This is a genomic window from Borborobacter xinjiangensis, from assembly GCF_047739745.1.
Taxonomy (GTDB): Bacteria; Pseudomonadota; Alphaproteobacteria; order Rhizobiales; family Rhizobiaceae; genus Pseudaminobacter.
In genome coordinates this window covers 32,878-47,578 of record NZ_JBLLVA010000009.1, presented here as the reverse complement: position 1 = coordinate 47,578, position 14,701 = coordinate 32,878, and the positions used below count along the sequence as shown (strand labels likewise).

Genomic DNA, 14,701 nt, shown 5'->3' with positions numbered 1-14,701 from the left:
ATCACCCACACTCGAAGAATTACGGTTCAGGACAGAAGTGTTCCTTCGCTGCCGAGATCGAACCCCGTGATCGCTGCGGCGTGCTCCGCTACCAGCGCCTGAAACGCTTCAAAGGCGCGATAGCAGTGGTCACGCTCAATGGCGAGTAGATCGGCAACCTGATCGAGATTGAGCGGCTCGCTGCCGCCAATACCGTAGCAAATGCGCCCGTCTTCGCCGACGATACGCGTGACCATCGCGCTCATCCCGATCAGAAACCGGCTCGAGAAACGATGATTATAGGCGTTACGGAAGTCCCCGGTGGCCTGCTTGAACGCGCCGCCGGCGATAGGCTCGATGCGGCGCTTGAACGAGCGGAAGCGTCGCCATCCCCTGCAGATCTGGTCTATGTCGTCCAGATAGAGCGCTCGCTCATTCGGGAACTGGTCACGCCACCCTTGGAGATCGTTCGTCTTATTGGCTTGGTGGCAAAGATGGCCCGCCGCAAAGGCGAAGCGCGATTTGATCGCGTAAGGTCGCCCGAGTGCGACGGTCCCCAGCGTGTCAATGAACTCGTGCGAGACCGCGAGTTTTTCTTCATTGGACAGTGAGGCCGCCACTCGCGCCCATGCGCGCAGCCGATGCACGTCATGCGTCAGATCATTGATGATGTTCGCGAGCTCCGCGGCGTAGTCAGACAGCATGCTCGAATAGGGCATCCAAAGCCCGGCGAGCGGGTCGGGCAGCTTCCACCAGCGATAGGGCATGAAACGACCGCCGATCTGGCTATGGTCTAGTTCGTGACGATAGGCGGTATAGAGCCGAATTGCCTCTGCAGATTGCTTCTGTGTGAATTCGTCCGGTTCAGGCATTGTGGCGGACCCAATTGACCACCGACCAGACCAGCTCATCGACTGTGCTGCTTCCGACGCTGATATCCCGGTGCGGTTCGACTCGATGATACTCGCCGAGCGGCGCGGTCCCCGCGGTGAACCCCGTGCGGCGTGCGATGATGTTCTTGGTGCGCCGGTTTTCCTGCCAATAGGTTACGATCGCTCGGTGCTTCGGCTCGTTCGGGCTACCGGGATGCAGCGCCCGGGCGTCGGGAAAGTGCATGTGGCGATGATGCGCGTGAAGCAGCGTGACATCATAGAGCCGCGCGATGAAGGCCCGCATCTCGTCGACGCTGCCGGAGGTGCCGACATCCTTGCACTCAATCGCTACGCGCGGGCGACCCACCGGTATGCCACCGGCCTTACGGATCTCGGTCCCGACACTGCCCGGCACGATCGAGATGTCGATCTCGTGTGTCGCGGCGCTACGACCTGCGAATTGAATGCCGTTCCAGATTTCCCACTTCCTTCGGCGGCCCCAGCGAAAGCCGATCACGCTGGCATTGCTCGACCCCGCCGAGGCTGCGGGGACGCCGGCAGGCGCACCGCCGCGTTGAATGAAACGCCTATCGGCATCGCCGGGGCGGATGATAGTCCCGTCGGATCGCTGGAGCCAGACGCTGAAGCCGGCGTCTCGTAAGCCGCGCGCCATGCTGGTCATCACGAATAGCTCAAAGATCCGCCCGGCGCCGGAAGCGTGGTCGAGCGTCGTGACGCGACCTACGATCGTATTAAGAGCTGTCTGGACAGCGGGGATCATGTCGTCGCCTGTCCGCGGGCCCGAGCGGTCCAGTCCGCCAGCGCTGCATGCAGGGTGGAAAAGTCGTCGCGGGCGCCTGCAACATCGTCACGGCTGCTTTTCCGGTCGCCCTCGAGGTCCAGCAGTACCAATGTCACGTTCTGATCGGTCTTGCCGGATGCCTGTGTCGGTACGTCTTGAGGGTCCTGCCGCTCGATGGTCGCCTCGACGATGAAGTCGAGCGTTTCCAACGATGCCTGCAGCTGTTCGAGCGCCGCATCGAGCCGCTCTTCGACATAGGCCGCCGCCCATTCTACCTGCTCGTCCGCTGGTATCGGCTTCGGCTCCTCAAGCAGAACGTGCGGCTCGCCGCGGGCTTTGGGTTGGGCATTGCTGCGGACGGACTGGCGCGCCGCCGCGAGCACTTCTTCGGGTTCATCGGGCAAACGGCCGAGCCGAATTCCTTCAATCAATTCGAACGCCAACCAGTCCAGCCGGGCTGCCACCAAAGTCTCAATCAATTCGAGCACGCGCGGATCAAGGATCGCCACAACTTTACGCCCCCCAAGCAGATTGATCCCGCAGGTACGAAATTATTCCGGCGGGCACACCGACTGTCGTCGGCGCCCCAACTGTCTATGCGGTCCCCACGGATTGTTCTAGCCAAGGGAAGACGTTCGACGTCATGCAGAATGTCTCCCTGTAGGTGCCAGCGTCGGGTCGCTTCTTAACCCATTTTCTTGCCACTCGTTTCGCTGATGTGCCGGTCGAGGGCCCGCAGCGAGTCATCGAAATGCACCGCCCTGAACCAGCCAGGCCCGCGATTGGCAAGCACCTCAAGTTTCACCTGGCCGAGATGCCTACGCTGCCGCGGCCCATCGTATAGCTCGACATAATCGAGCCGCGTGTCTTGGGCTGCGGCATTGAGCAGCGCTAGATCGCTGGTCCGCGCAGTGATCCCTTCGCCGTCCGGGTCGATCTCTTCGAGATGCAGCAAGCAATGGTCGCGCGGACCATGCACCACCATGTTCCATCCCTGGGGCATGCGTCGCCGGGGCGGAGGGCCTTCCCCCATCCTGCCGAGATGGACCAGCGCATCACGCTGTCCCGACCTAGGTTCTGTCGTGAGCGGATCGCGGATGCAGCTAAAGTCTGCCGCATGCGAGAACAGGAAGCGCCGCGATTGCGTCACTTGTACTACGTTGTGGCGCTCAACCTCTTCATCGCTGATGGCGACGGGTTCTCCCGAAATCAGGCCCCGGCCGTAAGCACGTAGCGTCGCATGCTCTTTTCCTTCGGTGCACAGGAGACGGTCAAGGCGTGCAACGATCGTGGGGCAATGCCAGGTTAAGAGTAGTGTCGGGCTCAACGGCAGATGCACGAGGATACCCTGCGCCTGTAGCCCATGATCCCCATAGGGAAAGGGATTGGTGAACACGACCGGGTGGTCAGAGATCAAGAAGCGCGCCGAGCCCGCAGGCTCAACCAGGCCCGGCATCAACCGTAGAAAGGAATTTCGATGGCTGGTGCGCTTGGCGAATGCCTCGATCGTGCCGCGCTTGGCATCGGCGTCAGTCGGCGGTGCCAGTTGCGGGTCGTTCAAATCGGCTCCGAGTTTGTCCAGCAAGTCCCGCATCTCTTCGACGAGCACGCCGGGCGTTTCACGGGCCAATTTTGTTCGCAGCATCTGGACCGTTCCAAGGTCCGCCAGCGCCAATACCTGCTGATCGCCCATCCATGACAACGAGCGGTGCTCCGCGATCTGGGCGACAATCGCTGCTCCGGCATCATCAACCGCGTCGTACATCGCCTCGAAATTGAGCCGTCCGCCATCTTCGGTGATTGTGTTGAAGTCGTTCTCCGAACCCGCGTCCAAGATCGACGACATGAAGCTCTTGCCTGTCGTCTTGTCGAAGACGTGGATCTGGGTGCGGCCCGCGTCGCGCGCAAAGTGACGGAGTTGCGCCTGAGTTACATAATGGTGCTTTCTGGGAGGCTTGGATGGTTTCGACATAAATAGAAGATAAGCTGCACTTGCATGGCGACCAAGGCGGTCGATGTTGGCCTGGAACGACGGTCGGCAAGATAGCCACCTTTTCACAAATCATGTTTGAAAAACCGCTCGTGGCACGGAAACACGAGAACGATTTGTTCAGCCATGTCCGATCATGTTGAAATATCCGCGCTAAAAGCGGATAATAGAGCATGGTTCACGATCAACGCTCTGCCCTGTCAGCTCACATCGCAAGCCTGCTTTCCGCAGGACAGGTCGTCTTTACGAGCGAACAGGCGGAACAGGCGCTCGGCGTCGGACGCGGTGCATTCCTCGATGCGGCCGAGCGCCTTCAACGCCGTAAGGCGCTGATTAGACCTCGGCAGGGGTTCTATGTCGCAGTGCCCCCGCAGTTCGCCTCCTGGGGTGCGCCGCCGCCCCCATGGTACATCGATGCCCTGATGCGCCACGAACAGCAGCCCTACTATGTCGGCTTGCTGAAGGCGGCGGAACTTCACGGAGCCACGCACCAGGCCGTGATGGAATTTCAGATCGTCACCGCAAAACGCATGTCGAAGATCAAAGCCGGCCGCAATCTGATCGTCTTCTATTACCGCAAAGACATCGCAGCAGTGGAGTCGGGTATCGAGGATCGCAAAACGGATACAGGCAGAATGAAAATATCCTCACCCGCCCTCACAGCGCTCGACCTCCTGCGCTACCCACAGGCTGCGGGCGGGATCGATAACGTTGCAACAGTGCTCACGGACCTTGCCGAAAAGATCGATCCGTCCCAGCTCGCCGCGCTGTCCGATGCGGCCGAGCGGCCCGTCGTCCAGCGTCTCGGCCACTTGCTGGAACGACTGGGCCATGCGGATCGCGCCAATCCGATGCATGCTGCGCTGACGGCGCGCGGCGCCACGCCGTGGACGGAACTCGACCGCGATGAAACGCGCGATCCGGATTTCACGCCAGCGCCGCTGGAGCACGACGATCGTTGGCGTGTGGTCGTGCGCCGCACGCCGGAAGTCGATGAATGATTCCCGCTCAGAACATTGTCGCCTGGGGCAACGTCGTTCCGTGGGCCGATCAGCGTCAGGTCGAGCAGGACCTCATCATCAGCCGTGCGCTCATCGACATCTTCAATGACGATCTCCTGTCCGCTCAACTGCGTTTTCGCGGGGGCACGGCGCTGAACAAGCTGCACTTCCCGAAACCGCTGCGCTACTCGGAGGACATAGATCTCGTCCGAACGACTGCAGGTCCCATCGGCCCGATCTTGGATCAGCTGCGTGTCGTACTCGAGCCGTGGCTTGGCCGGGCGCAATTCGATCAAAGCCCGGTTGCTCCCAAATTTCGGTTCCGTGTGGATGCCGAAGACGGAAGCGGCGTTTCCATTCGCCTCAAAGTCGAAATCAACACGCGTGAAATCGAAGCCTACGATCCGCCAAAAACGCTGCCGCTTCGGATAGATAATCCCTGGTTTGCCGGTGTGGCCGCGATTCCGACCTTCTCTCGGGAGGAAATGCTCGCCACCAAACTGCGCGCTCTCCTGCAGCGAGACAAGGGGCGTGATCTCTATGATCTCTCCCATGCCCTTGATGTATTCGACGGACTTGACGTTGATCGGGTCACCGAGGTGTTCGGCCGCTATCTTCAGTTTGCCGGCCAATCGATATCCCGCGCTCAGGCCGAGGAACGGATGTTCGCCAAGCTGGCAAATCCTCGGCTGCTGACCGATATGCGGCCATTGCTGCCGGCAGCGCAGGCAGAGACTCTATCGGACGATGCCACCAAAGAGGCGTTCGAGCGCGTATTCGAGGGGCTGATTGCAAAAATCGCCGGCGACACCTGGGTTCGCACCGAAGAGATGAAGGAGCGATTTGGGCTAATCGGGCGGTCAACTCCGAGCGCCCCATAAGGTCATCCGATGAGCTTGGTCTATACGATAGCTCTCGCTATCCGGCTTGCCGATCGGCTCGAATCGCCTATGCTGGACAATGGCTGATCCGGCCATGCCGTCCACATTGGCAAAGCCCACGGGCAGGAATGAACGATGACCCCGTATGAACCTCTCTCCAAGGTGCGCGGGCCGAGTGGACACGCTGCTGCAAGCACCGCTGGAGCGGTTCCATGCGAATCCACTTTTCCGATCTCGTTCGGCCGAAACAGGCCGCAAAATATCTGACACGCGGCGCGGCCGAACTGAACTTGGCGACCGTGCATGAGGCACTCGCCCGGGCGCTCGGCTACCGGGACTGGTATGAGCTCTCGATCTTTACCAAGCCGAACAGTTCCGCGACAACGGAACACATCAGTCTCGATGATGCCTTGCGCATCATTCTCGAGCTGGCTGACGCCCTGGCCCTCCCGGAAGCCGACGTGCAACATGCGGTATCGAGAGCGCGGCTGTTGCGAGCGACCCCATGGTCGATCGACGAGCACATGGTCCTTCGTACCTCCTTCTGGAGGCAGCGTGTCTTCGGCCCGCCTGGTCGTGGCAAGCCCGGAACCATCGTGAGGGACAAAGCCTATGGTTCCAGGAGCCCGGCCTACCTTCGTTATCCCGGCCGTCCGACATACCTGCTCTTCGACACGGGATTTGGTGAGCGAGCCGACTTCGAGGTGGCCACGCCGCGCTCCCCACTCCAAGACTTCGTGCCCTCGCGGATCTGGCTGCCTTATGGGGTCTGGAAGTTGAGTGACGGATCGGAAGTCGTGTTCTCACGCGACTATCTGCCGATGTGGCGCATTTCGAACGATCGAACGGAGCGCATTGCGCCGTGGCTTTGGATCAAGGGCATAGTCGAGGAAATCCATTTCGCCAGTCCTGGAACCGCCACATGGGCTTCTGGTTCGGTGCGCGAAAAGGCAGTCGGCTACCTGCAACGGCATCGCATTTCAGAACTGCCGCGGCTGACCGACATCATGCCCTACCTCTTCGCGCCCCAGGTCGAGTCTCTCCCGGACGGCGTTGCCCGCCTCTATGCCACTCGACGGGGGATCGAGGCCCAGACGCCCTACGCGGAGCTCAACACCCGTATTTTGGTTTAGCCCCCAGTTTGTTGCCACATCAAACGGCAAGGCGGCCTCGAATCTGCTAGGCAGAAGTATTCACGGGCGCAAACCATATGGCTGCAGTCAACAAGAAGAGTAATCCGCCGCTAGAGTCTCGTTTCAAATTCGCAGAAGACTCGTTTGCGCGGTTGACAGGCGGGTGGGATTCTCACCTCCGCACTGCCGTCGGCATTGCGGACGGCGAGGCATACCTACTGCGCTTGTTCAAGAAGACGGGCACGGCACTGGACGATGATCTGCGGGCAATTGTCGCCCGTGGGCTGAGGCGGATTCGACGAGTGCTCTCCTCCCGCCGCGCTCGGGACGTTCTGGTTGAGGTTCTCGAAGCTGCGGAAGATCAGCACGAACTCGCCATCGTCATGCTCAATCCCGGGAGTCCGATTTCCGGAGCATCACACCGCCGGAGGGCAAAGGAGGGGCGCTATCTGACGAGCGCAAGTCGTGGGGTCTTCTGGCGGAATATGGTCCGCGTCGCAGAAGCGCTCGCGCTGTGTCACGACGCCGGCATCGTGCACGGCGGCGTCAGCATGCATTCGATATTTTCACACCGAGATGACAGCGCCGATTATCGCCTCGGTGGTGTCGAAGCCTGCGTCCATATCTCGGATGGTGATCTCAAAGATTCCGGGCACCTGCTTCGCGCCTCTGCCACGATCTCGTTCCGGCAGGACTGGATCGACCTGGCCGCGGTCGCAGGCGCACTCCTCGGCCTCGAAGGCGACAACCCTCCGGCGCTTCTGTCCGTGGAACGCCGAATGCTGGAACGGCTGGCCACTCCACCGCAGTTCCAGCTTTTCGATGGCGCAGTAGTTCTCGACGAGCTGCGAAACGTCGTGATCGAACTCGACAGGGTCGGCTCGACCTCCGATGGGGAAATGGTACTCTATCCCTCAAGGGGTGTGGTTCAGAGCGATTTGCCGGCCCTCTCTTCGGGCACCATACCCGCGGCCGATGCGGCAGCGATTATGCAGTTTGTCGCCGACGATCTGCTGTCGGCCGGCGTCCGCATCGTTCCGGCCGGTCCGGACACCGCACGTCTCATGACCGATCTCGGGATCTACAATGTTCGCATCATGAGCGACTCCGTCGGAATGATCGAAGGTGCGCACCAGCGTCGTGCAAATGAATGGATGTATGGCGCGGTCGAAATTGTTCATCGCCTGCACTTGTCAAGAAATCGAGCGAGCGCCGAAGAGCGGGTCCAAAACCTCGGGCCCGGCGCCAAGCGTTGGCGCGACCTCCTGGAACCCGTCCGATCCGCCGACGGGACGACCGACGTTCCAATATGGTTCGCTCTCATCCTCCTCGAGGCCTTCACCCTGCTAAGGGAACAGTTTCGCTTGTATCCCGTCGATGTGCTCGCACCAGCCAACGCCGAGGCGAACGTTGTCTGGCTGGCGCCCAGCGATGACCCAGCGCGTGATGCTCAGCGCGAAATGATGGGGTTGCGGCTGGCGGCCGAGGCACTCAGACGCGAGCTGAAGTATGACGACGGCAAACCCAACTGGACGCTTTCACAATCGGCGCGACTCGCGATGGGCCGCGAGCGCGTGCCTGAACTCAGCTACGAAGGCAGCGGTCTGATCAAGGGGAAAACCGCGTTCGCTTTCGGGACCAACCTGTCCATTCAAACGGGGCAACGGCTTTTTCTCCGCCCTCGCAGGGACACCGGCACCGAACGGGCCATCCGGCGGCGACTCCAGAATATTGTGGCCGCCAGGTCCAATATCGAACTTCTGAGGGCTTTGGATGATCCGGCGCAGGTTGCGATGGATGAGGTGTTGCGCGACATCGCCGCACCGGGTTCACCGCCAGGCGACGCGGACATGGAGCGGTCCAAGATCGAGGCGTGGGAGTCGATCATCGCCGGCAGATCCATCAATGTCGTTGTCGGGCCGCCCGGCGTCGGCAAGACATTCTTGATCTCGCACCTCGTGAAGAGCATCCTGCACGAAACCCCCGATGCTCGTATCCTCGTGTCGTCTCAAAATCATGAGACACTCGTCCATATGGAGGACGAGCTTCGCAAGTTCCTCCCCGCGACCTCCACCATCGTCGTTCGCGTCGAACGATCGCGCTCCAGCGAGAAAGAAAGCACGCTGAGGCGGAGTTCGCATTCTCTGTTGCGCTCGGTTTCGAAGCCGGACCCGGCCAGCGCCGCGATCATGACGAACCAGCTCAATCAGATCATCCAGGCACTCAAACCTGTAGATACCTCCGAGCAGTCGATCGCCGACCGCGCCCTGCGTGACACCGATAGTCTGATGCTGCGCTCGTCCGATGTGACGCTTGCAACCACATCGTCGCATATTCTTGAGGAGATGATAGCCGACGGCGAGCAGTTCGACTGGGTGTTTGTCGAGGAGGCCGCGCGGGCCAATGGCGCCGAACTAATCGGTGCTCTTCTTCTGGGAAACCGCAGGGTGATGATCGGCGATCACAATCAGCTGTCTCCCTTCGATGCGGCCGACCGCCAAAAGTTCTACGATGCCAGCCGGGCTAGCGAACTGCTACGTGATGCCAAGGAGAAACTCGCCGCGATCTCCGACCTGCCAAGCGAAGTGGAGGTTGCCCTCGACGCACTGAAGGCAGATCCCTTATTGCTCAGCGACGTTCTCGCCATCGCGTCTCGTCTCGAAGAGCCGTTCAAGTCAATTGCCGCGCGGGAAGAGATTAGGGCTGGGGACACCGGGCGCCCCAGCACGATCGCCAACACGCTGCGCGAGCAGAGCCGCATGCACCCGGCCATTTGCGAGCTGGTTTCCAACACGTTCTACAAGCGGCAACTGGTATCTTCGGACCGGGTGCAGGCTCGCAAACAGACCGTAGAGTGCGCCGACGGGTTTCCCGCTTCTCCGGTCGTTATTCTGGACGTGCCGTCGCTGAGCGTAGTCAAGAGACGGGCGTTCGAGCAAACGGTGAAGCGCTCAATTCGCAACGAGGTGGAGGCGACAGCGCTGCTGGCCGCCATGGCGAAGCTGCGGCCCGTCAGACGTGAGGGGGCGCCCGTGCCGACGCTCGTGGTGCTGTCTCCGTATTCGGCCCAGGTCAATCACCTTGAACGACTGCTCAAGCCTGAGATCGACGTGTCCGCAGGTACCCTGTTCGGCTTCGCCAGCCCACGAGGCGACGGAAAGTTCGTCTACACCAGCGACAGTTTCCAGGGCGGCGAGGCCGATGTCGTCGTCGCCAGCCTTGTGCGCAACAACGTCCTTGTGGGCTCGAGAGCCCTTGGCTTCATCAAGAACCCTCAACGCCTAAATGTGTTGCTGAGTCGCGCCAAGCAGAAGCTGGTCCTCGCGACCAGCCGGCAGTTTATCCGCAATGCCGTGGAGGGGATCGACCCTGACGGGGTCAATGATGAACTCAGCTTTCTGCGGATCATGCTCGACGAAATCGCTCGCTTGTCCGAGACCGACTTTCCGGTTGGCGGCAGGGGCGCCACCGTCATCCCTGTCGATGAGCAGGGGAGGCTATCCCGGTGAACAACATCTACATCCCGGCGTGGCACTATAGGGCACCCGGCATCGTCCAACGGACCTGGGGGTGGAGCCCCGTCGAGGAAATGATCCTGCTGTCATTGGATCGAAGCCCGGGCACGATCAATGATATCTCCCAGACGCTCAAGATCCCGCGACAGGTAGTAAGTTCGACCGTCGCCCGGCTCATGCAATTCGGCCTCGTCGAGGTCCGGATGTCACCGCAACCTGTCCTTGCGGCCAGCAGCGTCGGTCATGACTTCATACGGACCGGGCGCGCGCTTCCCGAACGCTCGACCGACCGCGAGATCGGTATCAGCGTCGTCTACGAGAAGGTCGGACTATCCGTTTTCAGGACCAGGGACGTTGACACCATCCCCGTCACCAAACTTCCCGCCACGGGCTCAATCATCAGATTTCCGGATGGTGAGCCGCCGGAGACTCACTACTCGATGATGCAGCGTGTCAACGAATTCATGGTCGGTATGCTCAGGCAAGGCGAATGGCTGCGGGGCGTACAGGCAAACAGCTCCTTCCTGGAGCCGAAATTTCTCGTGCTCGATCTCGACGAGGTGGGAGCCGGCGTATTTCCGCAAGGGGCGAGCGACCAGCTCGTCGAAGCCCTCAAGACGACGATCAAGACCGGCGTTCTACCGAAAACCACGACCCCGCCGCCAGAGCGCCCCGCAACCATCGAGACCCGATTTGACGTCGACCAGCTTGTCGTTGGTGCCGAGCAGCACTTGAAGCGCTTCGAGCAGATTGTCGGCGCCGCCACGTCCAACATATTCGTCCTATCCACTTTCGTGGCCTCGCAGTCCGATGAAAAGGGCAGGGATCGCCGCGAACGCATCGTGCGATCACTAGAGGATGCGTGCAGGCGGGGAGTCAGATGTCACCTCTTCTTCGGCACTTCGCTCGATCGCGCCAAGCACGCCACGGCCATGCAGGAACTCTTTCTCCGCTTGTCCGCCACGAGGCAAACAAGGGGCTATCTCCTGGTGCAGAGGGATCCTGTTGACAGCCATGCGAAGTTCCTCGTGGCCGACGACGGTCACGATGGAGCAGTTGTGCTGATGGGCTCGTGCAATTGGCTCCACTCCCCGTTCTCGGCCGTCGAAGTCTCGGCGGAACTCAGGGAATCCCAGGCGGTGGCGGAGGGGCTGGATCTGCTCCGCGAGATAGTCTCCAAACTTTCCAGTGCCAGCCGATCGGTGGAAGCGCTACAGTTCATGGCGTCCGAACTGCGGCGTCAGCGAAACATGCTCTCGACCCCCGAAGGCGCACAGGCGCCCGCCGCTACGTTGACGATCCTGCATGCCGCCGACCACCAACGTCTGCTGCGCGTCGCCGCCCACGATGCCCAACAACGCTTCGTCTGCTGTACGAACAAGGTCGGTGCGAACATGGTGCCGGCGCTCTTCGATCCCGCCGAGGTCGCTGGCCGGCGGCTCAGCGACGTCCGCATCTACTATTCGCGTCGTACTGGCCCGGTGAAGCGGGGCCACGTAACGAAGCACCGAGAACGACTCCATGGCATAGTCGACCTAACCGGCGTGCCCGAACCGCAGCTGCACGCGAAGTTTCTGGCCTGGGACAGTGACCACGTCGTCGTCAGCAGTTTGAATTGGGGCTCGCAGTCAGGTCTCGAGGACAACCCACTGGATGAAATCGGCCTCTATCTGGAGGGCCCGAACCTGGCAACGTCGTTGCTCGATAGATTCGAAGCCGAATGCAGCTGACGCCGCTCATTTCACCGGCTCTGTGTGATCGCAAGTGGGAAACTGACTGCAGCAGAGAAAGCGGCGATTGGCGGGCCCGGTTCGTTCAACCAAATGATCGGCACGACACGCAGGACACCGCCGCAGAAGGTCGCCGTCGATCGTCTCGAAGCGGAGGTTGTCGCCGGCGATCTCTGAGAGCTCGCGGATATACCGAGATGGTTCGCGGCTGTTGGTGAGAAGGAAGACGCCGCGGCTTGCGCGGGTCAGAGCGACATAGAACAGGCGCCGTTCCTCAGCGTACTCAAATGTCTCAGGTCGCGGCATGACCAGGTTGAGCAGTTCGTCATCCTCGATCCGGCTCGGAACCCCATAGTCGCCTTCGCTGACATCGAGCAGGATGGTGTAATCGCCCTCGAGCCCCTTGGCACGATGGAACGAAAGTCCGGATACCTCGATGTTCTCGAACGCGGGCTTTGCTTGCTTGAACGGGTCAAGCTGATTGTAGCGCCAGAGCACCATCACCTTGAGCTTCTGGCGCCCATCGCTCCGCCATTGGCCCGAGATACCGCCGAGGAAAATGTCGAGGCGCTTCAGCAGTCGCCAGCAGGCGCCGCCGAAATCGGGTTTACCCCCGTCGCTCTCGATCGGAATGACACGGATCGACCGGGCGATCGCCGGGCGTGTCGACTGCACCGACTTCTTCAGCTGCGCGGGATTGCGCTGCACGAAGCTCGCTGCAGTCTCGGCGATGAGTTGGTTGCAGCGATAGGTCTGCTCGAGCCGACCATGCCAGCTTGCGCCGAAGTTCGCCTCGAACTGGGTGAATATCGTGATGTCCGAACCGGCAAAGCGGTAGATGGACTGCCAGTCGTCGCCGACGGCGAAGATCTTGGTGAACGGCCTCTGGTGCTTCAGCGCCTTGATGAGGTTTGCGCTGGGCTCGGAGATATCCTGGAACTCATCGGCAAGGATCAGGGCGTATGGGCTTTGATACCGGCCGGTCTCGACGAGGCGCGTCGCATTGGCAATCATGGAATCGAAGTCGATGCGGTTGGCTTCCTCCAGTTTCCGGGAATAGGCCTGCGTGATGGTCCAGACCGCCCGCGCAAAGTCCTTGGCGCGGGTTCGATCGTGCAGCGATCCAGCCCGCTCGATGAGCATCTCGAGGGTCAGATGGCTGGCGCGGATGTGCTTGATGCACACCGCGATCAGCTTGTGATAGTGCTTGATCACCACTGGCTCGAGGGCCTGAACGATGGCTGAATAGCTCTTCCGGCGGAATGGAATGTTGCGCTTGGCAAGCTCCGCTTCGAGCTCGGCGACCAGAGATCCACTGCTCGCCTGTGCCGACGTGGTCTCGAACACATCCAGCTCCGCCTGGCGATAGGAAGCCCGCTTGCTTTGGGCATGGGCCACGTAGTCGGCGAAGGGCGACGAGCCGTCGGCGTTGATGGCCAGATGCTCGTGAATCGTTTGGCTGGCGGGGTAATAAAAGTCCGGATGCAGGTGCCTGATCGCGCCGTTTTCGTCTTCGAGCGCGATCTGCCTCTCGTACTCGAATTCCACAGAATGCAACCACAGCCAGTTGACGATCGTCTGCTCCTGAAGCGACTTCACGTAGACGCCGGCCATCGTGCCGATAGTCGCATTGCCATTTCGCCGACGCACCGACAGGTAGCGTTCGTGATCAGCCTTCGTATCGAAGACCTCGGCGGGGATATCGGCCTTGGGATGCAGAACCAGAAGGTCGATCCAGAGCCTGGCGAATTCCGGATCCGAGCCCAACAGGTCTTCGATGATCTTCTCGATCACCTTCGCCTCACCGGCGGGGTGCTCGACCCAGTCGGCGAGTTGGGGCGGTCGGCCTTCCGTCTCTTCAATGATCCCGCGCCCCAGCGCGTGAAAGGTGGTCACCCGGCATTTCAGGTCCGGCGCTTCGACACCGAGTTGACGGGCAATCCGTCCCTTGAGTTCCTCGGCGGCGCTCCTGTTGAAGGCGAGTACCAGGATTTCTTCGGCACGATGGAGCTGCTTGTCGAGCACGTACGCGACCTTGCCGACCATGGTGGCGGACTTTCCGGAGCCCGCCGAAGCAACCAGCAAATTGTTGTCCTCCAGGCGGATGCAGGCTTCCCGTTGCTCGTCGGACAAGGATAGTCCGTCGAGGTCGTCAAAGAACGATCGGTATCTGCCGAGTTCCGCGAAAACGAACTCATCATTGTACCGGTGGCGAACGCTCGCGTCCGTGAGGAAGGCGAGAGACGCCGGCAATGCGGCCTTTAGACCCGATGGCATCATTTCCGGATCGAAGAGCGGATGGGACAAAGCAGCTGCTGCCTTGCCCGGCACGGCCGCGATCACCCGCGCGAGATCGGCGTGGGCCAGGTATTGCCGCTGGTTCTCCGTGATCGTCCGCAGCCGGGCGTCCACCTCGCTCAATCGGCCGCTCTCGCACGCAACGAGGTCGAACAGGTGAGCGTTGACGAAACCATAGAGATCGGCCGCGAGCTGCACAGCGGCCTGTTCTCCCAGGCAGGCAAGACTATCGACACGATGGCTGGATCGAACCTCGACGCAATGCCACAGCAGGGCCTTGCTGACCGAGATGGCGGTTACATCGATGCATGGCAGATCGATGCTGCCGGACGAGACCAGCCGCATCACCTCCGGCATCGAAGGATTGAGCGTCAGCTTCCAGCGTCCGGACGGCAGAAACCGCGCGAAGAAACCAGGCCGATATGTTCGGGTGCGTCCAGACATCCGGACTAGGTGCCACAACAACGGCGCGGTCGTCACGCTCGCAGCATCTCGCAAGC

The 14,701-nt window shown here is 61.0% G+C and carries 10 protein-coding genes; 5 read left to right on the top strand and 5 right to left on the bottom strand.

Annotation, left to right across the window (positions count from 1 at the left end):
* Positions 1 to 26: 26 nt before the first annotated feature.
* The 4 genes from ACLKMW_RS11910 to ACLKMW_RS11895 all read right to left on the bottom strand — a co-directional run bounded on the left by ACLKMW_RS11910 (position 27) and on the right by ACLKMW_RS11895 (position 3,712).
* Positions 27 to 851, bottom strand: a complete 825-nt coding sequence (locus tag ACLKMW_RS11910) for an integrase (RefSeq protein WP_415724686.1) — start codon at positions 849 to 851, stop codon at positions 27 to 29.
* The gene (locus tag ACLKMW_RS11905; protein ID WP_415724685.1) at positions 844 to 1,632 is read right to left on the bottom strand and encodes a hypothetical protein; all 789 of its coding nucleotides are present in this window, start codon (positions 1,630 to 1,632) and stop codon (positions 844 to 846) included. The genes ACLKMW_RS11910 and ACLKMW_RS11905 overlap by 8 nt, the downstream gene beginning before the upstream one ends.
* Positions 1,629 to 2,162, bottom strand: a complete 534-nt coding sequence (locus ACLKMW_RS11900) for a hypothetical protein (RefSeq protein WP_415724684.1) — start codon at positions 2,160 to 2,162, stop codon at positions 1,629 to 1,631. Before ACLKMW_RS11900 ends, ACLKMW_RS11905 begins: the two co-directional genes overlap by 4 nt.
* A gap of 176 nt (positions 2,163 to 2,338) precedes the next feature.
* The gene (locus ACLKMW_RS11895) at positions 2,339 to 3,712 is read right to left on the bottom strand and encodes a DUF4238 domain-containing protein (RefSeq protein WP_415724683.1); all 1,374 of its coding nucleotides are present in this window, start codon (positions 3,710 to 3,712) and stop codon (positions 2,339 to 2,341) included.
* Positions 3,713 to 3,816: 104 nt separating this feature from the next.
* Here ACLKMW_RS11895 and ACLKMW_RS11890 point away from each other — a divergent pair, with 104 nt between their 5' ends.
* The 5 genes from ACLKMW_RS11890 to ACLKMW_RS11870 all read left to right on the top strand — a co-directional run bounded on the left by ACLKMW_RS11890 (position 3,817) and on the right by ACLKMW_RS11870 (position 11,903).
* Entirely contained in the window at positions 3,817 to 4,644 is an 828-nt protein-coding gene (locus ACLKMW_RS11890) for a type IV toxin-antitoxin system AbiEi family antitoxin domain-containing protein (protein ID WP_415724682.1), read from the top strand.
* Complete coding sequence (locus ACLKMW_RS11885) at positions 4,641 to 5,525, top strand: nucleotidyl transferase AbiEii/AbiGii toxin family protein (RefSeq protein ID WP_415724681.1); 885 nt, start codon at positions 4,641 to 4,643, stop codon at positions 5,523 to 5,525. Before ACLKMW_RS11890 ends, ACLKMW_RS11885 begins: the two co-directional genes overlap by 4 nt.
* 212 nt (positions 5,526 to 5,737) lie before the next feature.
* The gene (locus ACLKMW_RS11880) at positions 5,738 to 6,658 is read left to right on the top strand and encodes a hypothetical protein (protein ID WP_415724680.1); all 921 of its coding nucleotides are present in this window, start codon (positions 5,738 to 5,740) and stop codon (positions 6,656 to 6,658) included.
* A gap of 77 nt (positions 6,659 to 6,735) precedes the next feature.
* The gene (locus ACLKMW_RS11875; protein ID WP_415724679.1) at positions 6,736 to 10,167 is read left to right on the top strand and encodes a DEAD/DEAH box helicase; all 3,432 of its coding nucleotides are present in this window, start codon (positions 6,736 to 6,738) and stop codon (positions 10,165 to 10,167) included.
* Positions 10,164 to 11,903: a phospholipase D-like domain-containing protein gene (locus ACLKMW_RS11870; RefSeq protein ID WP_415724678.1), complete on the top strand. Its 1,740-nt coding sequence runs from the start codon at positions 10,164 to 10,166 to the stop codon at positions 11,901 to 11,903. The genes ACLKMW_RS11875 and ACLKMW_RS11870 overlap by 4 nt, the downstream gene beginning before the upstream one ends.
* Positions 11,904 to 11,909: 6 nt before the next feature.
* Here ACLKMW_RS11870 and ACLKMW_RS11865 read toward each other — a convergent pair whose 3' ends face one another.
* The gene (locus ACLKMW_RS11865) at positions 11,910 to 14,645 is read right to left on the bottom strand and encodes a UvrD-helicase domain-containing protein (RefSeq protein ID WP_415724677.1); all 2,736 of its coding nucleotides are present in this window, start codon (positions 14,643 to 14,645) and stop codon (positions 11,910 to 11,912) included.
* Positions 14,646 to 14,701: the final 56 nt, after the last annotated feature.